This is a genomic window from Thioalkalivibrio sp. ALRh (assembly GCF_000381425.1).
Lineage (GTDB): Bacteria > Pseudomonadota > Gammaproteobacteria > Ectothiorhodospirales > Ectothiorhodospiraceae > Thioalkalivibrio.
Genome location: NZ_KB906519.1, coordinates 802,897 through 825,078 on the forward strand (window position 1 = coordinate 802,897; position 22,182 = coordinate 825,078).

Sequence of the window (22,182 nt, forward strand, 5' to 3'; positions counted from 1 at the left end):
GCGGCAGGGCCCGGGGGCTACGTCAGGAGATCGCCACGGCCCCTGGCGGGGCCTCGCGATGACGGTTTTGGGGTGTGCGACAGCCCTTCGGGCTGACGCACCAGGAGTTCTAACTCGCCGCGCGCTTGGCGTGGGCCTCTTCGACCGCCTTCTTCAGCTCACCGCTTTCGAACATCTCAAGGGTGATGTCGCAGCCACCGATCAGCTCGCCATCCACATAGACCTGCGGGAAGGTCGGCCAGTCGGCGAAGCGCGGCAGGTTCTGCATGACCTCCTGGTCAGCGATCACGTTTACGTAGGCGAACTCCTGCTCGCAGCGCTTGAGCGCCTCGACCGCGCGGCTGGAGAAGCCACACATCGGGAACTGCGGGGTGCCCTTCATGAAGATCACCACCGGATTGTCTTCCACCTGCTGGCGGATGCGGTCCATTACGTCCATCGAAGTACTCCCAAAGATTCGGTGCAAAACAGGGCGAGGCACCAGCGGCACCACACCCGATAATCAATTCGCAGTGTAACGCTCAGACATTGAAGCGGAAATGTACCACGTCGCCTTCGTGCATTAGGTATTCCTTGCCTTCCAGGCGCCATTTCCCGGCGTCCTTCGCACCCTGCTCGCCATTGTTCGCGACGAAGTCGTCATACCCCACCACTTCGGCACGGATGAAACCGCGCTCGAAATCGGTGTGGATCGCACCCGCGGCCTGCGGCGCAGTGGACCCCCGACGCACGGTCCAGGCTCGCACTTCTTTCTCGCCGGCGGTAAAGAAGGTCTGCAGGTCCAGAAGCCGGTAGGCGGTACGGATCACCCGATCCAGCCCCGGCTCCTCGAGCCCGAGATCGGCCAGGAATTCGGCCCGCTCCTCCGGATCCAGCACGGCGATCTCGGCCTCGATGGCCGCACAGACGCTGACCACCTCGGCGCCCTCCTCGGTCGCCTTGGCCTGTACCGCCTCGACCATCGCGTTGCCGCCGGCCAGCGAGGCCTCGTCGACGTTGGCGATATACATCAGCGGCTTGATCGTCAGCAGATGCAGGTCATAGAGCAGGCGCCGCTCGTCCTCGTCCAGGTCCTGGGCCCGCGCCGGAATCCCCTGATCCAGGCCGGCCGCGACTTTTTCGGCCGCCTTCAGCTGCGCGATGGCCGTCTTGTCCTGCGACTTCGCCGCGCGCGCCAGTCGGGTCAGCGCCTTGCTGGCGGTCTCGAGGTCCGCCAGCATCAACTCGGTGCTGATCGTCTCGATATCGGCCAGTGGATCAACCTTGCCGGCCACGTGCACGATGTCGTCGTCCTCGAAACAGCGCACCACCTGGGCGATCGCATCCGTCTCGCGGATGTGAGCCAGGAACTTGTTGCCCAGCCCCTCGCCCTGCGCGGCACCGGCCACCAGACCGGCGATGTCGACGAACTCCACCGTGGTGGCCAGCGTACGCTCGGGCTTCACGATCTCGGTGAGCCGCGCCAGGCGCGGATCCGGCACCTCCACCACGCCCACGTTCGGGTCGATGGTGCAGAACGGATAGTTCTCCGCGGCGATCTCGGCGCGGGTCAGGGCATTGAACAGGGTCGACTTGCCGACGTTCGGCAGGCCGACGATCCCGCACTTCAGACTCATCGGGTTTCCTCGGGGGTTGTGCGACCGGGGGCCGCCTTCGACCCGCCGCCATGCAGATTGCGTACAGCCTCGTCCCAGCGCCCGGCAATCAGCGCCGGCACCTGGTCCAGCGCGGCATCGATGGCATCCTCGATCGCACGGGCATCGTCCCGACCAGGCCGGTCCAGCACGAACGGGACGACGTCGTCACGATGCCCGGGGTGACCGATACCCAGGCGCAGCCGGGCATAGTTCGGCCCACCCATATGGCGATGCAGGTCGCGCAGACCATTGTGGCCACCGTGCCCGCCGCCCATCTTCAGGCGCGCGACACCGGGGTCCAGGTCGAGCTCGTCATGCACCACGAGAATCTCTTCCGGGGCAATACGATAGAAATCCGCGCACTTGCGCACCGGGAGACCGCTCTTGTTCATGAAACTCATGGGCTTGAACAGCCAGCAGTCGCCCTCGGGCAGAGTCAGCCGCGCCGCCTCGCCATCGAAGCGGCCCTCGCTGCGAAATTCGGTGGAATGACGACGAGCCAGGGCATCCACAAACCAGAAGCCCGCGTTATGCCGGGTCTCGGCATAACGCGGGCCCGGATTGCCCAGCCCGACGATCAGGCGAATAGCCATGGGTCAGAAGGGCGCAGGAATGGCCGTGAGGCTTATTCCTTGTCCTCGGACCCGCCTTCGTCGCCGGAGGAGGACGCTTCTTCGCCACCCTCGGCCTCGGCACCCTCGGCCTCGGCGGCTTCGACTTCCTCGCCCTCTTCTTCTTCGGCCTTCGCGGCACGCGGGAGCAGGACACTGACCACGGCGTAGTCGTAGTCCTCGCCGTGCATCAGGGCCACACTTTCCACACCCTTCGGCAGTTTCAGCTCGGAGATGTGGATGGTGTCACCGACGTCCATCTCGACCACATCGATGTCGATGGACTCGGGCAGGTCGCCCGGCAGGCACTCGACTTCGATGTCGTTCAGCATGCGGCTGACCATGCCACCACCCAGCTTCACGCCCTTGCATTCTTCCTCATTGTGGAAGTGCAGCGGCACGTGCACACGGATCGGCTGGTTCGCCGACACACGCAGCAGATCCACGTGGTAGATGGTCGGCTTGAACGGATGACGCTGCACGTCGCGCAGGATCGCCTTCTCGCTCTTGCCATCCAGCTTGACCGTCAGGATGTGCGAGTAGAACGCATCATGCTTCAGGTTGTGCACCATCGCGTTGTGGTCGAGGGTGATCGGCTGCGCGTCATTCTCGCCACCGTACAGGATGGCGGGCAGCTTGCCGGCGCGACGCAGGCGGCGGCTCGCACTCGATCCCTGCTCGTCCCGCTTCTCGGCTTCAATGGTAAAACTCATGCTCATCGTTGCTTTCTCCAAATGAACACGCCTCATCCGCGACCAGATGAGGCGTGAAGTTGGGGGACAATCCCCCGAAATCGTGGCGCCAGTAGCGCCTTGCGCCCGAGGCTTCAGTCCACAAACAGCGAACTGACCGATTCCTCGAGATTAATCCGACGAATGGTCTCGGCCAGCATCTCCGCGACCGACAGCTGCCGGATCTTTGCACAGGCCTGGGCATTCGGCTGCAGGGCCAGAGTGTCGGTCACCACCAGCTCGTCCAGCGCCGAACCGTTAATATTATCAATTGCTGCACCAGAAAGCACGGGGTGCGTGGCGTAGGCGCTCACCGACGCCGCACCGTGCGCCTTCAGGGCCTTGGCCGCCTGACACAGCGTGCCGGCGGTATCCACCAGGTCGTCGATGATGATGCAGGACTTGTCGCGCACATCACCGATGATATGCATCACCTCGGACTCGTTCGCACGCGGACGGCGCTTGTCGATGATCGCCAGATCGGCATCATCCAGGCGCTTGGCAATCGCGCGGGCACGCACCACACCGCCAACATCCGGCGAAACCACGGTCAGATTGCCGGAGACATGCCGCCAGACATCGCCCAGCAGCACCGGCGAGGCGTAGATGTTGTCCACCGGGACGTTGAAGAAGCCCTGCACCTGATCCGCGTGCACATCGATAGTCAGCACGCGATCGGCACCGACCGCCTCGATCATGTTCGCGACCACCTTGGCCGAAATCGGCACCCGCGCCGAGCGCACCCGGCGGTCCTGGCGGGCGTAGCCGAAGTACGGGATCACGGTGGTAATGCGACCGGCCGAGGCGCGCCGCAGCGCGTCCACCATGATGACCAGCTCCATGATGTTCTCGTTGGTCGGCTGCCCGGTCGGCTGGATCAGGAACACGTCGCGACCGCGCACGTTCTCCAGGATCTCGACCTGCACCTCGCCGTCGCTGAAGCGGCCCACAATCGCCTTGCCCATCGGCAGGCCCAGGTGCTCGGCAACGCTCTGTGCCAGGCGGGGGTTCGCGTTCCCCGCGAAGACCATCATTCGGCTCTTGTCGACCACGGTTTTTTCCGGTCTGGGTGGTGCGGAGCGGGTGAACGGGTCACCTGGCTCCAAAATAGACCCCGGCGTGGCGCCGGGGCCGGTGGTGTGTGGCGCGGTGGCGATATCCAGCATCACCACCCGCGTTGTATGGCTGGGCCGGCAGGATTACGGCGCTTCGCGCCGCCCTTCGGGCCGCCGCCAGTGACGGCGTTCTCTCGCGGCTATGCCGCTCGAGTCGAACCCGGTTCTCATCCTGCCGGCCCTTTGGCCGGTGCCGCGGCGCCGTGCGCCGCGGGTTTCGTTGTATGGCTGGGCCGGCAGGATTCGAACCTGCGCATGACGGGATCAAAACCCGTTGCCTTACCGCTTGGCTACGGCCCAATTGCTCGTTGTTGCCTGCCCCAACCCTGCCTAGGTTCCGCTTCCGGAACCGATGGCGGATCGGCTGCCGCCGATCCGGGCCGGCAGGATGATGGCGCTGCGCGCCACCCTTCGGGCGCCACCTGCGGTGGCGTGCTCTCGCGGCTGCGCCGCTCGGGTCGAACCTGCGCATGACGGGATCAAAACCCGTTGCCTTACCGCTTGGCTACGGCCCAATTACTTGTTGTTCGGCACCCTCGGCGGCGGCGCTGCCCGGGAGCCACTGCCGCAGGGGCGACACGTTCGTCAGCGGCGTCACCCAGCTCCGCCAGGGACGGGGCTGTGCGGCCTGCGCCTGGCGGGCAGCCTGCTCGTTCGGGAACATCCCGAAGATACAGCCCCCAGTGCCGCTCAGCCGCGCGCGCTCCGTTTGCCCGCCCATCCAGTCCAGTGCCTCGGCAACGAGTGGATACTGCCGGCGAACCAGCGGCTCGAACACATTACGAAAGCGCGCGGCATCAATTTCGGGCGAAATTGTCTCGGCGGGACAGTCGCGTGTCAATTCCGCTGAGCCAAACATGGGCCCTGTCGCCACCGAAACGCCGGGGTCCACCAGCAGCAACCAGGCCAGATCCGGCTCCAGAGGAACCAGGCGATCCCCGACGCCTTCGGCCCAGGCCGCCCGGCCGCGCACAAAAACCGGCACATCAGCCCCCAGGCCCAAGCCAATCGCGGCCAGGTCATCCTCCAACAGCCCGAGATCGAATAGTCGGTTCAGTACGACCAGCGTGGTTGCGGCGTCGGAACTGCCCCCACCCAGGCCACCTCCAATCGGGATGCGCTTGTCGAGATGCACCCGCACCCCAAAGGATGAACCGCTGGCCTCCGCCAGCGCCCGCGCGGCCCGCAGGCACAGGTTGTGACCTCCATCGAGCGCCCCGGCCGACATCTCGAATCGCCCCCGCTCCAGCGGTTCGAAGCGCAGCGAATCCGCCAGCCCGACGAACTGAAACACGCTCTGCAGCTCATGGTAACCATCGGCGCGCCGCCCCGTGATATGCAGAAATCGGTTGATCTTGGCCGGCGCGGGGAAGGCCACATCGAAATCGCCGCTCATCGCGTCGCCATGTGCCAGTTAGCGATGCGCACACGCAGCTCCACGCCCTCGCGCTCGAGGTCCATGCGCACCGGGAGCGCCATGCCGTCAACCTCATCGAACTCGCCGAACTCGATCACCCAGCCGGACTGCTCGATGCGCCGGGGCAAGCCGTCCTCGTCCACCTCGAGATCGTACTCGGCGCCCGGCGCGAGCAGACCCCGCACCCAGTAGCGCATGCCGGACACCGGTATCGCCTCGTTCGTCAGGTAGGCGACCAGAGCATCCGGGTCCTCGGCCTGATACTGCTCGCCGGCTCGCGTGATCAGCACCGCGGGTTGATCCGGGGCCAGCGTCAGACGGCCACCCCCACGTCCCATGGGACCAGACAAGTCGAGGACATGGCGCTCCTGCTGCACGCGCCAATTCAGCTGCGCGGACCAGTATTCCGTCTCGGTGGAGAGCCCCAGACGGGCCGCCAGGCGCCACTCATCAAAGGCCTTCACGACCTCGGCGCGCTCGTCGAAGGCCTGTCGTGCAGCGGGGTCTTCGGTACGAGGCATTGGGGCCGTACAACCGATCAGCACCAGCGCCACGACGACACCTGACACCCAACGGGTCACTCCCGCCCACGAGGGCGCACGGGACTCTGGGGATCCAGACAACATCAATCGAGAAGTTCGTCACGCACCCGCAGCAGGCGCTCGTGATCCGGCTCGCGCTCCAGTGCCGCCTCCAGAATGGAGCGGGCCTCGTCGCGTTCGCCCCGCTCCCAGAGCACCACGGCGAGGTTGCTCGCGATCTCCCCGTCGTCGGAGAGATCGTAGGCGCGGCGCAGGAAGTCCTCGGCCTCGTCGAGGCGCCCGAGGCGATAGAGGACCCAGCCATAACTGTCGATGATCGCCGCGTCGTCGGGCTCCTGCGCGTAGGCCCGCTCGATCAGATCCAGCGCCTCCTCATAGCGGTCGGTGCGATCAGCCAGGGTATAGCCGAGCGCATTCAGCGCGGCGACGTTCTCCGGATCGTTGTCCAGGATCGCGCGGAAATCCGCCTCGGCGGCCTCGATTTCATCCTGGCGCTCGTGCACCAGGCCGCGCATATACAGCAACCGGGTATCGCCGGGGAACTGCACCAGCCCCCGGTTCAGGCGTTCGCGCGCAGTCGTGTACTCGCCCTTTTCACGCAGCAGGTTCGCCTCGCCGAGATAGGCGCGTCGGGCAAGCTCCGTATCCGGGCCCTGCTGCATCTGTTCGAAACGCTCGCGCGCAGCCGACTCGCCCTCGACCTCCAGCGTCATGCGCGCCGCACGCAGACGGGCATCATCGGCGTGGCTGCCGCCCCCGACCCGCTCGTACGCCTGGCGCGCCCCCTCCGGGTCGTCTTCCATCTCGTGCAGCCGCCCCAGGTAGTAGGCGATGTCGTCCTCGCGCTCGCCCAGGGCGTCCAGTCGCTCCAGATAGGTCCGGGCCGGTCCCAGCTGTTCGGCCTCGAGGTTCATCAGCGCCAGGGCCAGCAGCAGCTGCACATCCTCCGGGTCCTGCTCGACCAGGCGGTCCATCTCTTCGCGTGCCATTTCGCGATCATCGTGCTCCGCCAGCATGCGGGCATAGCCAAAACGGGCCTCTCGGCTCTCGGGGTGGCTGGCCACCGTCGTGCGCAGTTCTTCCAGTGCCTCGTCGGACTGCCCCACCTCGTCCAGGGCACGGGCGCGCAACAGACGCAAAGACACGGATTCCGGGAAGCGCTCCACACCCCGAGCGGTCGCCTCCAGCGCCGGCTCGCCGGGCGCGAAGCGCAGTGCGGCCTCTGCAAATACGCGATGGACACCGACGTCGTCCTGACGCTGATCCGTCAGGCTCTCCAGGGCCTCCAGCGCGGCCTCGCGGTTGCGTGTCTGACCGACCACCGCCCCCAGCGCCGCGTAGGGATCTCCACCCTGCACGGTCTGCAGGTCAATCACCGTGCCCATCTGCTCGGCAGCGGGGTCCGGCTGCCCGAGGTCCAGACGCAGCACCGTGGACAGCTGCAGGGCATCCAGGCTCTCCGGTGCCAGCTGGCGCCAGCGCTCGGAAGACTGCAGGGCCTGGTTGCGGTCCTGGGCGAACAGCGCAATGCGGGTGGCCCGTTCGGCGATAGCCGGGTCGTCGCTGAGCAGGGCCGCGGCGCCGTAGTAGCGCGCGGCCTCTTCGTACTGCCCGGAGCGCACAGCAATCTCGCCGACCAGCACACCCAGCATCAGGGCCGCTTCCGGGTCCTGCGCCGGCATGATCGGGAGGATCACGGGGCGATCCACCTCCGGGGCCTCGCCCTCCGAGGCGCCCAGAGGCATGTGGGCGCAGCCCACCAGCACGAGCGCGGCCAGCGCCGCAAAAAGGGGTCGAATCATTTCGGGTCCGATCGGATTACTCCGTTGCATTCTGGGGAGACTCGGATAAGTGCATCACTTAGTTGCATCACTAATGGGACGCCCATCCCGTGCCACGGTTCCAAACCGGCAACCGTGCGGCACACCGGCTGGACACTGTAACGGACGGCACGGGTCGTTACACTACGCGCGTAGCCCTTGGGGAAGCACAAGTATCCTGGGTGACTTGTATGTTTTGGGGGCCTTTTCCGGGTATTTGCGGCACAATAGCGTCAGCATGCTGTTCACTCTTGGTATCAATCACAAAACCGCCCCGGTCGCGATCCGCGAACGGCTGTCGGTGAATGAAAGCCAGCTCGGCGAGGCCCTGCACTCGCTGCGCTCGGGCGTCCTGTTGCCGGAAACCGCGATCCTGTCGACCTGCAACCGCACCGAGGTGTACTTCCGCGAGGGCGGCAAGCAGTCGGAACATCGCGTGCTGGACTGGCTGGGCGGCTACCACGGCATCGACCGCGACGAACTCAGGCCCTACCTCTACCTGCACCACGACGGCTCCGCGGTGCGCCACACCCTGCGCGTGGCGAGCGGCCTGGATTCGCTGGTCCTCGGCGAGCCCCAGATCCTCGGGCAGATGAAGACGGCCTACCAGCATGCCCATGACGCCGGCACGCTGGGCCGCTCACTGGAGCGACTGTTCCAGCACGCCTTTGCCACCGCCAAGGATGTGCGTACCCAGACAGCGATCGGGCAGAGCGCCGTCTCGGTGGCCTTTGCCGCGGTCTCGCTGGCGCGCCAGATCTTTGGCGACCTGAAGCCGCTGACCGCGCTGGTAATCGGCGCCGGAGAAACGATCGAACTGGCGCTGCAGCACCTGTCCGGCCACGGGATCGGCAAAGTGATCGTCGCCAACCGCACCGAGGAGCGCGCCCAGGCCGTAGCCGAGCGCTTCGATGGCGAAGCGATCAGCCTGAACCAGTTACCGGATCGCTTGGCCGAGGCCGACATCGTCATCTCGTCCACCGCTGCCCCGCTGCCGATCCTCGGCAAGGGGGCGGTGGAACGCACCCTGCGCAAGCGCCGTCACAAGCCGATCTTCATGGTCGACATCGCCGTCCCGCGCGACATCGAGCCCGAGGTTGGCCAGCTCGAGGACGTCTACCTCTACACGGTGGATGACCTCCAGGAAGTGATCGACGAGAACATGGCCTCGCGCCAGGCCGCCGCCGCACAGGCCGAGGAGATCATCACCCAGCGCGCCAGCGAATTCATGCGCTGGCTGCGCGCCCGTGACTCCGTGGACAGCATCCGCCAGCTGCGTCAGCGCGCCGAGACCGTCAAGGCCGAATCCCTGGCCAGGGCCGAGGCGATGCTGCGCGCCGGCAAGTCGCCGGAAGAGGCCATGCAACTGCTGGCCCACAGCCTGACCAACAAGCTGATGCACGCCCCCTGCAAGTCACTGAACACCGCCGCCCACGAGGGCGACGCGCGCCTGCTCAATGCCGCCCATCGGCTGTTCCAGCTTCCCAGCCCGGAAGACGACCCCGGCCACGACCCCGAGTCCGGCACCCGTTCGTGAAGGCCTCGTTCCGCACCAAGCTCGAGGGCCTGGCCGAGCGCCATGCCGAGATCGCACAGCTGCTGGCCACGCCGGACGCCGCCGAGGACGCCGACCAGCTGCGCCGCCTGTCGCAGGAATACAGCCAGCTGGAACCGGTCGCCGCGGCCTGGAAGGCCTGGCACGACAACCAGGGCGCACTGGAAGAGGCCCGCGCGATGCTCGCGGAGGACGACCCCGAACTGCGCGAAATGGCCGAGGCCGAGATCACGACCCTGGAGGAACAGGCCGAGGCGCTGGAGGCCGAGCTCCATCGTCACCTGATCCCGAAGGACCCGCACGACAACGCCAACGTGTTCCTCGAGATCCGCGCCGGCACCGGCGGCGACGAGGCCGCGATCTTCGCCGGCGACCTGCTGCGCATGTATACCCGCTACGCCGAACAACAGGGCTGGAAGCTGGAGATCCTCAGCGCCAGCGAGGGCGAACACGGCGGCTACCGCGAGGTGATCGGGCGCCTGGCCGGCCAGGGCGCCTTCTCGCGACTCAAGTTCGAGTCCGGCGCCCACCGCGTGCAGCGCGTGCCGGAGACCGAGTCCCAGGGCCGCATCCACACCTCCGCGGCCACCGTCGCCATCCTGCCGGAGCTGGACGAGGTCGAGATGCCGGATATCAACCCGGCCGACCTGCGCGTGGACACCTTCCGCGCCTCCGGGGCCGGCGGCCAGCACGTGAACAAGACCGACTCCGCGATCCGCCTGACCCACCTGCCCACCGGCATCGTGGTCGAGTGCCAGGAAGAGCGCTCGCAGCACAAGAACCGCGCCAAGGCCATGACCTACCTCGCCGCGCGCCTGTTCGAGGCCGAGCGCGAGGCCCAGGCCGCCGCGCAGAGCGCCGAGCGCAAGAGTCTGGTCGGCAGCGGCGACCGCTCCGAGCGCATCCGCACCTACAACTTCCCGCAGGGCCGCGTCACCGACCACCGCATCAACCTGACCCTGTACAAGCTGGAGCAGGTGATGGCCGGCGACCTCGACCCGGTGATCGACCCGCTGATCCACGAATACCAGGCCGAACAGCTCGCGACTCTCGCGGACGCGTAATGGAAATGCCTGCCACGCTGGATGCCCTGCTGCGGGAGCTGCGCGACCGTCTGCAGGCAGCCGGATCGGACGAGCCGGGGCTCGAGGCCCGCCTGCTGCTCGGCGCGGCGACCGGCCTCGACACCAGCGCCCTGATCGCCCGCGGGCTCGATGTCGCCTCCGCGTCGCAGCGCGAACGTGCCGACACCCTGTGCCGGCGTCGCGAGGCGGGCGAACCGATCGCCCATATCCTCGGCCGCCGCGCCTTCTGGACCCTCGATCTTGAGGTCTCCCCCGCCTGCCTGATCCCGCGCCCGGAGACCGAGCTGCTGGTGGAACAGGCAATCGCGGCCATCGACGCCTGCGAACGCGCGCATCCCCGGGTACTGGATCTGGGCACCGGCAGCGGCGCGATCATCCTCACGCTGAAGGCGGAACGCCCGGCCATCGAGGCCGTCGCCACCGACCGCAGCCCGGACGCCCTGCGCCAGGCCCGTGCGAACGCCAACACCCTGGGGCTGGACGTGACCTTCCTGCAGGGGGCGTGGCTCGCCCCGTTCAAGCCCGAGGACGCCTTCGACATGATCGTCAGCAACCCGCCCTATATCGCCCCGGACGATCCCCACCTGACCCGCGGCGACCTGCGCTTCGAACCGAGGGAGGCACTGGCCGCACCGGAAGCCGGACTTGGCGATCTGTACACCATCATCGATACCGCACTCCTCCACCTGCTCCCGGATGCCCCGCTGCTGCTGGAGCACGGGTTCGATCAGGCCCGAGATGTTCGCGCCCGCATGCAACAGGCGGGCTATCGCGAGGTGCAGAGTTTGCGTGACCCCGCCGGGCACGAGCGCATCACGATCGGGAGCCGTCCATAAAAAAGCCCCGGCGCGAACGCCGGGGCCAACCGTGTGATGCGGGTGCTGCCTAGAACGGCAGATGCAGGTGCAGGTTCATCGAGCCGCTGGGCGAGCGGTGCCGCGGGCGGCTGTGGTAGTGGTGATGATGGTGCTGCTGGTAGCTGTGATAGTGCCGGTGATGATGGCCACGCCCGCGCTTATGCGAGCGCTTGGAATGCTTGTAGCCACGATAGCCGGGATGGCTGCGGGCATGCGGCGGGCCACCATAATGGCCCGGGCGATGATGCACATGCTGCAGGGCATCAGGGTCGAAGGCCGCGGCACCGGTGTGCACAAAGCCGGAGACCGGCTGGGCCGCATGCGCCGGGGCCGCCAGGGCAAACGCCAGCAACGCCGCCGGCGCCAGGGCGATCATCATGCGTTTCATCGTGTACCTCCTTGAACTGCGCAACTGGCAGAATTGCCAAGGTCCAAATTACGGGGTCTTCCTGAACGGTTCCTAACCGAGCCGCCCCAGGAGCGTGACGCCGGTTACACTTTGCCGTACTACGTGACTAAGCCTTGACCCGATTCACACTGGAGAACGCCCCGTGGATGACCCGGAACTGCTGCGCTACAGCCGCCAGATCATGCTGCCCGGTGTCGGAGTCGAGGGGCAGCAGCGCCTGCAGGAAGCACATGCGGTCATCATGGGCCTGGGCGGACTGGGTTCGCCGGTAGCCGCCTACCTCGCGGCCGCCGGGGTCGGACGACTCACGCTGGTCGACCCGGACCATGTCGAGGTCACGAACCTGCAGCGGCAGATCCTGCATACGGACGCGGATATCGGCCGCGACAAAGTGGAGTCCGCGGCGCGGCGCCTGGCGGCGATGAATCCGAACTGCCACGTCGAGACCCGCGCCGAACGCCTGGATGTGGATGCCATGACCACCCTGTTTGCAAAGGCCGACGTGGTCCTGGACGGCACCGACAACTTCGCCAGTCGGGGCGCGATCAACCGCGCGGCCGTAGCCAGCGGCACACCGCTGGTCTCCGGCGCGGTGATCCGCTTCGAGGGACAGCTCACCACCTTCGACTACCGCGACCCCGAGGCCGCCTGCTACCACTGCCTGTATGGCGAGGGCGGCGGGGACGAGGACACCTGTGCGGCCAATGGCGTACTGGCCAGCCTGCCGGGGGTGATCGGCAGCCTGCAGGCCACCGAGGCGCTCAAACTGCTGATCGGGCTCCCGACCCTGAGCGGGCGGCTACTGATGGTGGATGCGGCCGGCATGCAGTTTCGCGAGATTCGTCTGCGCCGCGACCCGGGTTGCCCGGTCTGCGCACAGCGCCCGGCGCGGGCCTGAGCGGCACGCTGAGTCAGGCGCTGGAACGGGGCCGGAAGGCGACCACCTGGCCACGGGGGATACGCTGATCCTCCTGGGCTAGGGCGGCGGTCAGGCGGTCGGCCATACAGTTCAGGGCGCGATTGGTAACCATGGGCGCCATGGAGTGGTAAAGACGCAGCTCGCAGGCCACCGGGCGATGCAGGTTGTGCCGGTGGGCGGCGCGGAAGGCCGTCCAGGCCACCACCGGCATATCGTTGAGCACACGATCCACCACAACCCAGGCATCCGGCTGCAGGATCAGGTCCAGGTGTTTGAGGATTGGCAGGGGCAGACGGATCTCGGGGCCCAGCCGCCGCAGGGCCAGGGCCACCTGGTTGTAATAGCGGGCCTCGACCTGCCATCCGGGTCGGGTATCCAGGGTGGGAATCTCGGTATGCCGGGAATACATGACCAGCCCCCCCGCCAGGGAAACACTGATGCCATTACTATCTCTATAGCAAAGACTGTCTCTCGGCGGGAAGATTCCGTGTCCGGTTTATTTGCACCCGGCTACTGGCGCGTGTCGGGGGTTGGCGGCTGGGCTGTCTGGGTGGCGCAGAGGGCCTCGGCATCCACCGGGTCGAAGTGGTATTGCGCGTTGCAGAACTCGCAAGTCACCTCGATCTTGCCCTGCTCCTCGATGATGCCGCGGATCTCGTCCTGCCCGAGGCCGCGCAGGGTCTCGGCAACCCGCTCGCGCGAGCAGGGGCAGTGGAACTGGACCGGGGTCCCGTCGAACAGGCGCACGCGCTCCTCGGCGAACAGCCGGCCGAGCAGCGTGCCGGCATCCAGCTTCAGCATCTCCTCGGGGGTGGTGGTGTCGGCCAGGATGTTCGCGCGGTTCCAGTCCTCGGAGTCACGCGTGACTGCATGACCACCCTCACCCGGTACCGCCTGCAGGAGCATCCCGGCCGCGGACTGACCGTTGGCCGCCAGCCACAGCCGGGTGGGCAACTGCTCGGAACGTTCGAAGTAGACATTCATCGCATCCGCCAGGGTCTCGCCCTCCAGCTCGACCACCCCCTGGTAGCGCTCGCCGCCATCGCCCGGGTCCAGCGTCAGCATCAACCGAGCGTTGTCGCCGGCACACTGGGCCAGCGTCGCATCCTCGGGGGGCGTCTCGCGAAAGCGCGCCAGGCCGCGCAGCCGACCCTGGCCATCGGCCTGGGCCACGATCATGTGCACGGGACCAGTGCCGGTGATTTGCAGGATCAGTGAACCATCGAACTTGAGCGTGGCGGCCGTCAGCGCCACGGCCGCATAGGCCTGCCCCAGGAGGTCGCGCACCACCGGCGGATACTCGTGGCGTTCCAGCAGGGCCTGCCAGGCCGCGTCCAGGTGTACCCATTCGCCACGCACCCCGGCTTCTTCCAGCATGAAGCGGTGCAGGGTGTCGGTTTCAAGCATGAAGTCCGCAGCCCTGCATCATCCGTCCAGCTTGGCCTTCAGGCGCTCGTTCACCTGAGCCGGGTTGGCCTTGCCCTGGGTGGCCTTCATCACTTGGCCGACAAAGAAGCCAAACAGCTTGTCCTTGCCACCACGGTACTGCTCCAGCTGCTGCGGATTGTTGGCCATCACCTCGTCGATGATCGCGTCGATCGCGCCGGTATCGGTGATCTGCTTGAGCCCCTTGGCCTCGATCACGGTGTCGGCATCGCCCTCGCCGTTCCACATCGCCTCGAAGACCTCCTTGGCGATCTTGCCGGAGATGGTCTCGTCCTGGATGCGCGCCAGCAGCCCGGCGAGGCCCTCGGCGTTCACCGGGGCGTCGGCCAGCTCGACCTCGGAGCGGTTCATCGCGGCGGAGAATTCGCCCATCACCCAGTTGGCGGCGATCTTCGGCGCGCCACAGCCGGCGGCCACGGCCTCGTAGAAGTCGCCCATCTCGCGCGCGGCGGTCAGTACACCGGCGTCGTAGTCGGACAGGCCGTACTGTTCGACGAAGCGGGCGCGCTTGGCATCCGGCAGCTCAGGCAGCCTGGCACGCACGGACTCGATGAAGGCCTGGTCCACGACCAGCGGCAACAGGTCCGGGTCGGGGAAGTAGCGGTAGTCGTTGGCCTCTTCCTTGCTGCGCATGGAGCGCGTCTCGTCACGATCCGGGTCGTACAGGCGGGTCTCCTGGACCACGCTGCCACCACCCTCGATCACGTCGATCTGGCGCTCGATCTCGTGATTGATCGCGCGCTCGACGAAACGGAAGGAGTTCAGGTTCTTCAGCTCCGCACGGGTACCGAACTCGGTCTGGCCCTTCGGCCGGATCGAGACATTCGCATCACAGCGGAAACTGCCTTCCTGCATGTTGCCGTCGCAGATATCGAGATAGCGCACCAGCGAGTGCAGCTTTTTCATGTAGGCGACGGCCTCTTTCGCCGAACGCAGTTCCGGCTCGGAGACAATCTCGATCAGCGGCGTACCGGCGCGGTTGAGGTCGATGCCGGTCATCGACTCGAAGCCCTCGTGCAGGCTCTTGCCGGCGTCTTCCTCCAGGTGCGCGCGGGTTACCCCGATGCGCTTGATCGTGCCGTCCTCCAGCTCGATATCCAGATGCCCCAGCCCGACGATCGGCAGTTCGAACTGCGAGATCTGGTAGCCCTTGGGAAGATCCGGGTAGAAGTAGTTCTTGCGCGCAAACACCGACCGCGGCGCGATCTCGGCGTCAATCGCCAGCCCCAGCATCACGGCCCGCTCGACCGCGCCCTGGTTCAGCACCGGCAGCACGCCGGGCATGCCCAGGTCCACCGCGCAGGCCTGGCGGTTGGGCTCGGCGCCGTAGGCGGTCGGCGCCCCGGAGAAGATCTTGGAGACGGTGTTGAGCTGGGCGTGAATCTCCAGCCCGATGACGGTTTCCCATTCCATGCGGCGATCCTCAGGCGAAGGCCGCCGGCACACGGGTGTGCCAGTCGGTTTCTTGCTGGTACTGGTGGGCAACGCCGAGCAGGCGCGCCTCGTCGAAGTAGTTGCCGATCAACTGCAGGCCCACCGGCAGGCCGTCGATCTCGCCGGCCGGCAGCGACATCGCCGGCAGGCCCGCGAGGTTCGCGGCGATGGTGTAGATGTCCGACAGGTACATGCTGACCGGATCGGCCTTGGCGCCCAGGGCGAACGGCAGCTCCGGCGTGGTCGGGCCGAGCAGGACGTCGACGTCCGCGAATGCGCTGCGGAAGTCGTCGGCGATGATGCGGCGGACCTTCTGCGCCTTCAGGTAGTAGGCGTCGTAGTAGCCGGCGGACAGCACGTAGGTACCGACCATGATGCGGCGCTTCACCTCGTCGCCGAAGCCCTCCCCGCGCGAGCGGGTGTAGAGGTCCATCAGGTCCGCGGGGTTGTCGCAGCGGTGGCCATAACGCACGCCGTCGAAGCGCGCGAGGTTCGAGGAGCACTCGGCCGGAGCGACCACGTAGTAGGCCGGCACCGACAGGTGGCTGTTCGGCAGGCTCACCTCGCGGATCTCGGCGCCGCGGCCCTTGAGCACCTCGACGGCCGCGTCGATCACGCCGCGTACCTTCTCGTCCAGGCCCTCGCCGAAAAACTCCTTCGGCAGGCCAATGCGCAGACCCTTCAGGTCCTGGCTCAAACCGGCGGTGAAGTCCTCGGCCGGGCGCTCGACGCTGGTGGAGTCGCGCTCGTCGAAACCGGCCATGGCGTTCAGCATCAGGCCGCAGTCCTCGGCGGTCGCGGCCATCGGCCCACCCTGATCGAGGCTGGAGGCAAAGGCGATCATGCCGTAGCGCGACACGCGCCCGTAGGTCGGCTTGAGCCCGGTAATGCCGCAGAACGCGGCCGGCTGACGGATCGAGCCGCCGGTGTCGGTGCCGGTCGCCCCCGGCACCAGGCGCGCACCCACCGCCGCGGCGGAGCCGCCGGAGGAGCCGCCGGGGACGCGCTCGGTATCCCAGGGATTGCGCACCGGGCCATAGAAACTGGTCTCATTGGACGAACCCATCGCAAACTCGTCCATATTCGTCTTGCCGAGCATCACCGCCCCGGCGGCGTTCATGCGCTCGACGACGGTGGCGTTGTACGGCGAGACGAACGGATCAAGCATGCGCGAGCCGCAGGAGGTCCGCACACCTTCGGTGCAGAAGATGTCTTTCTGGGCGACCGGCACGCCCAGAAGCGGGGTCTGCTCACCATTGGCCAGGCGGGCATCGGCCGCTTCGGCCTGCGCCAGCGCGGACTCGGCGGTCACGGTAATAAAGCTGTTGAGCTGTGAATCGAGGCGCTCGATCCGGTCCAGATACAACTGGGTCAGCTCACGCGAGCTGATCTCGCGGGCCTGGAGCTTGCGCGCCCAGCCGGACAGGGTTTCCTGGGACATGGTTTCGGGAACTCTTGTCTAATAAAGCGTGATGAAATCGGCGAAATCGGCCAGCGGTGCCCGCGGCTTACTCGATCACGCGTGGCACCAGGTAAAGCCCACCCTCGACGGCCGGCGCAATCGCCTGAAAACCCTCGCGATTGTCGGTCTCCGTGACCGCGTCCGGGCGCAGGCGCTGCTCGGCATCCAGCGGGTGGGCCATGGGTTCCACGCCCTCGATGGGGGCGCCGTCGAGCTGCTCGACAAAATCGAAGATATCGCTCAGACCGCCGGCAAATTCGCGGGCCTTTTCGTCGCTCATCGCCAGACGAGCGAGGTGCGCGATGCGCTGAACTTCGGAGGCTTCTACAGACATGATCGGCAAGGGCCCCTGTATCAGTCGATGGTGATGCGGAATGCGGCCGGCAAACTTACCACAAAGCCGTTATTGCCCAAACCCCGGGCAGTTGCTAGAGTCTCGGGCTTTCCCGCCCGACCACCAACGCAGGTTTCTTCTTCATGCTCAAACGCCTCCTGGGGTTGTTCTCCAACGACATCTCCATCGACCTCGGCACTGCCAACACCCTTATCTATATGCGCGGCCAGGGGATCGTCCTGAACGAGCCGTCCGTGGTCGCGATCCGGCAGGACCGAGGCCCGGGCGGCCCGCGCTCCATCGAAGCCGTGGGGATCGAGGCGAAGAAGATGCTGGGGCGCACGCCGGAGCACGTGGTAACCATCCGCCCGATGAAGGACGGCGTGATCGCCGACTTCACCACCACCGAGAAGATGCTGCAGTACTTCATCAAGAAGGTGCACGAGCGGCGGATCTTCCGCCCCAGCCCGCGGGTACTGGTCTGCGTGCCCTGCGGCGCGACCCAGGTGGAGCGCCGCGCGATCCGCGAATCCGCGTTCGGCGCCGGGGCGCGCAAGGTCTACCTGCTGCAGGAACCGGTGGCCGCGGCCATCGGCGCCGGCATCCCGCTGGATGAGGCCGTGGGCTCCATGGTGCTGGACATCGGTGGCGGGACCTCCGAGGTCGCGGTGCTGTCGATGAACGGCATCGTCTACTCCGAGTCCGTGCGCATCGGCGGTGACACCTTCGACGAGGCGATCATGTCGTATGTGCGCCGGAACTACGGCGTGCTGATTGGCGAGGCCACCGCCGAGCGTATCAAGCATGCGGTCGGCTCGGCCTATCCAGGCAAGGAGCTGCTGGAGATCGAGGTCAAGGGCCGCAACCTGGCTGAAGGCGTGCCGCGTTCGTTCACCCTGAACTCCAACGAGATCCTCGAGGCCCTGCAGGATCCGCTGTACGGAATCGTCTCCGCCGTGCGCACCGCGCTGGAACAGACCCCGCCGGAACTGGGCTCCGATGTCGCCGAGCGTGGCATCGTGCTGACCGGCGGCGGCGCCCTGCTGCAGCAGATCGACCGCCTGCTGATGGAAGAGACCGGCATCCCGGTGGTCATCGCCGACGACCCGCTGACCTGTGTGGCGCGTGGCGGCGGGCGCGTGCTGGAGATGCTCGACGAGAAACAGGTGGACTTCCTGTCCATGGAGTAGACTCCGGGCTGGATCGGGGGATGGGGTGTCGCCCCGCATCCTGGGAAATTGGTGGGGCTCTTCCCATCGCACCTGCCAACCGCGGTGCCGCCCTGACCCAATCACGACCCGCAACCGGAGGTTAAGCCATCAGCAAGCCGCTGTTCAGACTGGGTGTATCGCCCACTCTGCGCCTGCTCGCGGTGATCCTGCTGGGTGTCGCGCTGATGGCGCTGGATCACCGACTGAACGAGCTGCAGACGGTGCGCAATGCGCTGTCCACGGTGGCCTACCCCCTGCAGGTCGCGGTCGATGCACCGATCCGGGCGGGCAGCCGGCTGCTCGAGTCCTTTACCAGCCGCGAAGACCTGATTACCGAGAACCGCATCCTGCGCGAAGAGAACGCTGAGCTGCGGGCCCGCCAGTTGCGCTTCGATGCGCTGCAGATGGAAAACGACCGCCTGCGCGCACTCCTGAACACCGCCGAACGGGCACAAGAGCGCGTCGAGATCGCCAAGCTCCTGGCCGTGGACCTGGACCCCTTCCGCCAGCAGATCGTGCTCAGCAAGGGCAACCGGCACGGTGTCTACCCGGGGCAGCCTGTCATCCACCCCGATGGCGTGATCGGACAGGTCCTGTCCACCCAAATGACCAGCTCCACCGCGCTGCTGATCTCCGACCCCGGCCACGCCTTGCCTGTGCTCAGTGCCCGTACCGGCCTGCGCGGCATTGTCGTCGGCACCGGCAACCCGCGGCGCCTCGAAATGCGGCACGTACCGCCCCAGGAGGACATCGAGGAGGGCGACCTCCTGCTGACCTCCGGGCTCGGCGGGCGCTTCCCGCCGGACTACCCGGTCGCCCGAGTGACCTCGGTCGAACGCCAGCCGGGACAACCCTTTCTTGATATCCAGGCCGAGCCTCTGGCGGCCCTGGACCGCTCGCGCGAGGTCCTGCTGCTGTGGACCAGCGAACGTCCGGACGCGGACGCCGATACCCGCCCGGAAGAAGAAGGGGAAACGACCGAACGGGAAGCAGAACCGGAGGGCGAGGCCGACATTCCGGGGGCGGCTGAGAACCCATGAACCGCACGCTGGGCATCCCCTGGCTAATCGCCCTGACCCTGGTCGTCGCGCTGGCCCTGGCCATCGTGCCCATACCCGATGCGCTGCCCCCAGCCCGACCTGAATGGCTCCTGCTGGCGCTGGTGTACTGGATCATGGCCTTCCCTCAGCGCTTCGGGGTGCTGACGGCCTTTGTCATGGGGTTGCTACTGGATACCCTGTACGGCCAGTTGCTCGGGCAGAACGCCATCGCCCTGGCGGTGGTGGCGTACATCGTGCTGCAGATTCATCCACGCCTGCGTGTTTACCCCGTCTGGCAGCAGGCCATCGTGGTGGCCGTCCTCACGGCGCTGTACAAGCTCCTGGCCCTGTGGCCACAGGGCGCGATTGGACTGCCGCCCGACAGCGCCTGGTATTGGGCGCCGGTGGCGACCAGCGCACTGGTCTGGCCGTTGATCTTCGTGCTGCTAAGGGACATGCGGCGGCGCTGGCTGCTCCACCTGAGCTGAACACGGGCCACCCGTTCTGGTCGAACGCCCCCAAAAGCGACTCATGCGCGAGCGTGTACGTTGATCACTAGTCCCCTGACGAATGGAGAGAGACACGATGGACCCGAAGACCCGCACCGAAATCGAGGCCGCTGTATTCCAGCGCCTCTTGCAGCATCTTGATGAACGCAAGGATGTGCAGAACATCGACCTGATGAATCTCGCCGGTTTCTGCCGCAACTGCCTGTCCAAGTGGTACGTCGCCGCCGCCGAGGAACGCGGCGAGTCGATCGATTACGAGGGGGCCCGCGAGATCGTCTACGGCATGCCCTACAGCGAATGGAAGGAGCGCTACCAGAAGGAGGCGACCGCCGAGCAGAAGGCGGCTTTCGAGGCGAGCCAGAAATCGACCCATGCATGACCACGGACTGATCGAGACGCCCGAGGCCCTGCAGGCGTTTCTCGATTCGATCACCGGGACGGACTGGATCGCGCTGGACACGGAGTTCCTGCGCGAGAAGACCTACTATCCGCAGCTCTGCCTGGTACAGGCCGCCACGCTGGATCAGCTCGCCTGCATCGACCCGCTGCGCCTCGACATCCAGCAGCTCGCCCCGCTGTTCCGGGACGCGCGCATCACCAAGGTCTTCCACGCCGCCTCGCAGGACATGGAGTTGCTGTATCGCGAGCTGGGCTTTGTGCCCAGCCCCGTGTTCGATACCCAGATTGCGGCCAGCATGCTCGGCTACGGCGAGCAGGTCGGCTATGCCAACCTGGTCAAGAACGTGCTCGATCGCGATCTCGACAAGAGCCAGACCCGGACCGACTGGTCCCGGCGTCCGCTGAGCGCGGACCAGATCCGCTATGCCGCCGACGACGTCCGCCACCTCGCGACACTGTTCAACCGCCTGCTGCACGAGCTGGATACCCACGACCGCATGCACTGGCTGCGCCCGGAGATGGAGGCGCTCAGCAATCCGGCCCTGTACGAACCGGACCCGGAACAAAGCTGGCAGCGCGTATCGGGGGTCAAGCGGCTGAAGCCCAAAGAACGCGCGGTACTCAAATGCGTCGCGGCCTGGCGCGAGCGTACCGCGCAAAGCAGCAATCGTCCCCGGCGCTGGGTGCTGTCCGACGACCTCCTGCTGGACATCGCACGCCGCACACCGGCTGATACCCAGGCTTTGCGCGAACTGCGCCAGTTCCCCGGCGGCATGAAGCCCGACCACATCGAATCGCTTCTGGCCGCCATCCGGGAAGGCCAGGCCCTGCCACGCGAGCAATGGCCGCATTTGCCGGAGAAGCCGCGCCTGAGTGAGCGTGACGAGGTGCTGGTCGATATCGGCATGGCGCTGCTGCGCGAGTGTGCCCGCGAACACCAGATCAGCGCCGCGGCGATCGCGCAACGCAAGGATGTGATCGAACTACTGAAGAGCGACGGCACGGAAGGCCGCCTGGCTAGTGGCTGGCGCCGGGAGATTGCAGGTCAGACCATCCAGCACTGGTTCAGCGGCGAGAGCCGCCTGGCCTGCAAGCCCAGTGGTGAGCTTGATATGGAACCCGTTAGCGAAACGATTGCGACGGAATAGCCGCCGCAATCGTCGCAAGATGCAGATGCAACCCGCTCAGGCCGCGGATTTGTACACACCACGGCGCGGGGACTTCAGACGTCCCTGGCGCTTGAGGTAGGCAAGCGTTTGCGAGATGTTCTTGGTATCCAGGCCGGCCTTCTCGGCACGCTCCTTGATCTCCTTGGTCGCCATCTCGGATTTCTCCGCCACGATCTCGACCAGCTGCTGACTGACCGAGCTGCCGCCCCGGCCGCCACGGCGACCACCACCAGCACGACCGACACGGCCGCCCAGTTCACGGATCTGGCGCTCAAGCTCGTTGAGTTCTTTGCGATGACGCGCGATCATCTCTTTGCGCTTTTCCATCAGCTTTTCGCGCTTCTTGCGGCGCTCGGCGTCCTGGCGCTCGGCTTCTTCCTTTTCCCGCTGACGGGCCAGTGCATACAGCTCTTCGGCGGAAAGTTCGGAGGCCTTCTTGCTATCCAGACTCATTACTCGTCTCCTCGTTCGGAACTTCTC

Annotated in this window: 24 protein-coding genes, 1 tRNA gene and 1 other RNA gene; 9 read left to right on the forward strand and 17 right to left on the reverse strand. The window is 66.5% G+C overall.

Translation table 11 applies throughout. The annotated features are described in order from the left end of the window. Nucleotides 1-109: 109 nt before the first annotated feature. From grxD to F791_RS0103905, 10 genes are all read right to left on the reverse strand, one after another. Nucleotides 110-439, reverse strand: a complete 330-nt coding sequence (gene grxD, locus F791_RS0103865) for a Grx4 family monothiol glutaredoxin (protein ID WP_018875229.1) — start codon at nt 437-439, stop codon at nt 110-112. A gap of 82 nt (nt 440-521) precedes the next feature. Beyond that, the gene (ychF, locus tag F791_RS0103870) at nt 522-1,616 is read right to left on the reverse strand and encodes a redox-regulated ATPase YchF (protein ID WP_018175347.1); all 1,095 of its coding nucleotides are present in this window, start codon (nt 1,614-1,616) and stop codon (nt 522-524) included. Continuing rightward, nucleotides 1,613-2,230 carry an aminoacyl-tRNA hydrolase gene (pth, locus tag F791_RS0103875; protein WP_018993510.1) on the reverse strand — a complete coding sequence of 206 codons (618 nt, stop codon included), beginning with the start codon at nt 2,228-2,230 and terminating at the stop codon, nt 1,613-1,615. The genes ychF and pth overlap by 4 nt, the downstream gene beginning before the upstream one ends. A 32-nt stretch (nt 2,231-2,262) precedes the next feature. Further along, nucleotides 2,263-2,967 carry a 50S ribosomal protein L25/general stress protein Ctc gene (locus F791_RS0103880; protein WP_018993509.1) on the reverse strand — a complete coding sequence of 235 codons (705 nt, stop codon included), beginning with the start codon at nt 2,965-2,967 and terminating at the stop codon, nt 2,263-2,265. Between the two features lie 107 nt (nt 2,968-3,074). Next, nucleotides 3,075-4,031, reverse strand: a complete 957-nt coding sequence (locus tag F791_RS0103885; RefSeq protein WP_026182170.1) for a ribose-phosphate diphosphokinase — start codon at nt 4,029-4,031, stop codon at nt 3,075-3,077. A 130-nt stretch (nt 4,032-4,161) separates the two neighbouring features. Beyond that, nucleotides 4,162-4,286, reverse strand: a non-coding RNA gene (locus tag F791_RS13415) — RtT sRNA. A gap of 33 nt (nt 4,287-4,319) precedes the next feature. Beyond that, nucleotides 4,320-4,394, reverse strand: a tRNA-Gln gene (locus tag F791_RS0103890). 205 nt (nt 4,395-4,599) lie between these two features. After that, complete coding sequence (gene ispE, locus F791_RS0103895) at nt 4,600-5,490, reverse strand: 4-(cytidine 5'-diphospho)-2-C-methyl-D-erythritol kinase (RefSeq protein WP_018137946.1); 891 nt, start codon at nt 5,488-5,490, stop codon at nt 4,600-4,602. Beyond that, nucleotides 5,487-6,092 (reverse strand): lipoprotein insertase outer membrane protein LolB, encoded by a 606-nt coding sequence (gene lolB / locus F791_RS0103900; RefSeq protein ID WP_038038431.1) that lies wholly within the window; start codon nt 6,090-6,092, stop codon nt 5,487-5,489. The genes ispE and lolB overlap by 4 nt, the downstream gene beginning before the upstream one ends. 44 nt (nt 6,093-6,136) lie before the next feature. After that, on the reverse strand, nt 6,137-7,855 hold the full coding sequence (locus F791_RS0103905) for a tetratricopeptide repeat protein (RefSeq protein WP_019592203.1): 1,719 nt from the start codon (nt 7,853-7,855) through the stop codon (nt 6,137-6,139). A 256-nt stretch (nt 7,856-8,111) separates the two neighbouring features. Between F791_RS0103905 and hemA the strand changes: the two genes are divergently transcribed. From hemA to prmC, 3 genes are read left to right on the forward strand one after another with little or no spacing between them, the layout of a single operon-like run. Next, a complete protein-coding gene (gene hemA / locus F791_RS0103910; RefSeq protein ID WP_018137949.1) occupies nt 8,112-9,410 on the forward strand; it encodes a glutamyl-tRNA reductase in 1,299 nt (432 codons plus the stop codon). Further along, entirely contained in the window at nt 9,407-10,492 is a 1,086-nt protein-coding gene (gene prfA, locus F791_RS0103915) for a peptide chain release factor 1 (RefSeq protein ID WP_019592204.1), read from the forward strand. The genes hemA and prfA overlap by 4 nt, the downstream gene beginning before the upstream one ends. After that, a complete protein-coding gene (prmC, locus tag F791_RS0103920) occupies nt 10,492-11,349 on the forward strand; it encodes a peptide chain release factor N(5)-glutamine methyltransferase (RefSeq protein WP_026332997.1) in 858 nt (285 codons plus the stop codon). The genes prfA and prmC overlap by 1 nt, the downstream gene beginning before the upstream one ends. Nucleotides 11,350-11,398: 49 nt before the next feature. On the opposite strand, the gene F791_RS0103925 is transcribed toward prmC, so the two are convergent. Next, complete coding sequence (locus tag F791_RS0103925; RefSeq protein ID WP_026278812.1) at nt 11,399-11,758, reverse strand: hypothetical protein; 360 nt, start codon at nt 11,756-11,758, stop codon at nt 11,399-11,401. A 163-nt stretch (nt 11,759-11,921) separates the two neighbouring features. On the opposite strand from F791_RS0103925, the gene F791_RS0103930 reads away from it, so the two are divergent. Beyond that, nucleotides 11,922-12,677, forward strand: a complete 756-nt coding sequence (locus tag F791_RS0103930; RefSeq protein WP_018175340.1) for a molybdopterin-synthase adenylyltransferase MoeB — start codon at nt 11,922-11,924, stop codon at nt 12,675-12,677. A gap of 13 nt (nt 12,678-12,690) precedes the next feature. On the opposite strand, the gene F791_RS0103935 is transcribed toward F791_RS0103930, so the two are convergent. From F791_RS0103935 to gatC, 5 genes are all read right to left on the reverse strand, one after another. Beyond that, a complete protein-coding gene (locus F791_RS0103935) occupies nt 12,691-13,107 on the reverse strand; it encodes a hypothetical protein (RefSeq protein WP_018993503.1) in 417 nt (138 codons plus the stop codon). Between the two features lie 101 nt (nt 13,108-13,208). Continuing rightward, nucleotides 13,209-14,105 carry an Hsp33 family molecular chaperone HslO gene (hslO, locus tag F791_RS0103940; protein ID WP_018137954.1) on the reverse strand — a complete coding sequence of 299 codons (897 nt, stop codon included), beginning with the start codon at nt 14,103-14,105 and terminating at the stop codon, nt 13,209-13,211. Nucleotides 14,106-14,123: 18 nt separating this feature from the next. Next, nucleotides 14,124-15,557, reverse strand: a complete 1,434-nt coding sequence (gene gatB, locus F791_RS0103945) for an Asp-tRNA(Asn)/Glu-tRNA(Gln) amidotransferase subunit GatB (protein WP_018137955.1) — start codon at nt 15,555-15,557, stop codon at nt 14,124-14,126. A gap of 10 nt (nt 15,558-15,567) precedes the next feature. After that, nucleotides 15,568-17,019: an Asp-tRNA(Asn)/Glu-tRNA(Gln) amidotransferase subunit GatA gene (gene gatA / locus F791_RS0103950; RefSeq protein WP_018993502.1), complete on the reverse strand. Its 1,452-nt coding sequence runs from the start codon at nt 17,017-17,019 to the stop codon at nt 15,568-15,570. Between the two features lie 67 nt (nt 17,020-17,086). Then, nucleotides 17,087-17,374, reverse strand: coding sequence for an Asp-tRNA(Asn)/Glu-tRNA(Gln) amidotransferase subunit GatC (gatC, locus tag F791_RS0103955; RefSeq protein ID WP_018137957.1), 288 nt, complete (start codon nt 17,372-17,374; stop codon nt 17,087-17,089). A gap of 143 nt (nt 17,375-17,517) precedes the next feature. Here gatC and F791_RS0103960 point away from each other — a divergent pair, with 143 nt between their 5' ends. The 5 genes from F791_RS0103960 to rnd all read left to right on the forward strand — a co-directional run bounded on the left by F791_RS0103960 (nt 17,518) and on the right by rnd (nt 21,681). Beyond that, nucleotides 17,518-18,564 (forward strand): rod shape-determining protein, encoded by a 1,047-nt coding sequence (locus F791_RS0103960; RefSeq protein ID WP_018137958.1) that lies wholly within the window; start codon nt 17,518-17,520, stop codon nt 18,562-18,564. A gap of 128 nt (nt 18,565-18,692) precedes the next feature. Continuing rightward, on the forward strand, nt 18,693-19,625 hold the full coding sequence (mreC, locus tag F791_RS0103965; protein ID WP_156000508.1) for a rod shape-determining protein MreC: 933 nt from the start codon (nt 18,693-18,695) through the stop codon (nt 19,623-19,625). After that, a complete protein-coding gene (mreD, locus tag F791_RS0103970) occupies nt 19,622-20,113 on the forward strand; it encodes a rod shape-determining protein MreD (protein ID WP_018993499.1) in 492 nt (163 codons plus the stop codon). Before mreC ends, mreD begins: the two co-directional genes overlap by 4 nt. A gap of 97 nt (nt 20,114-20,210) precedes the next feature. After that, entirely contained in the window at nt 20,211-20,513 is a 303-nt protein-coding gene (locus tag F791_RS0103975; RefSeq protein WP_018137961.1) for a DUF1244 domain-containing protein, read from the forward strand. Next, on the forward strand, nt 20,506-21,681 hold the full coding sequence (rnd, locus tag F791_RS0103980) for a ribonuclease D (protein ID WP_018137962.1): 1,176 nt from the start codon (nt 20,506-20,508) through the stop codon (nt 21,679-21,681). Before F791_RS0103975 ends, rnd begins: the two co-directional genes overlap by 8 nt. Nucleotides 21,682-21,717: 36 nt before the next feature. Here the strand turns inward: rnd and F791_RS0103985 are convergent, their stop codons facing one another. Further along, nucleotides 21,718-22,155 carry a hypothetical protein gene (locus tag F791_RS0103985; protein ID WP_018137963.1) on the reverse strand — a complete coding sequence of 146 codons (438 nt, stop codon included), beginning with the start codon at nt 22,153-22,155 and terminating at the stop codon, nt 21,718-21,720. Nucleotides 22,156-22,182: the final 27 nt, after the last annotated feature.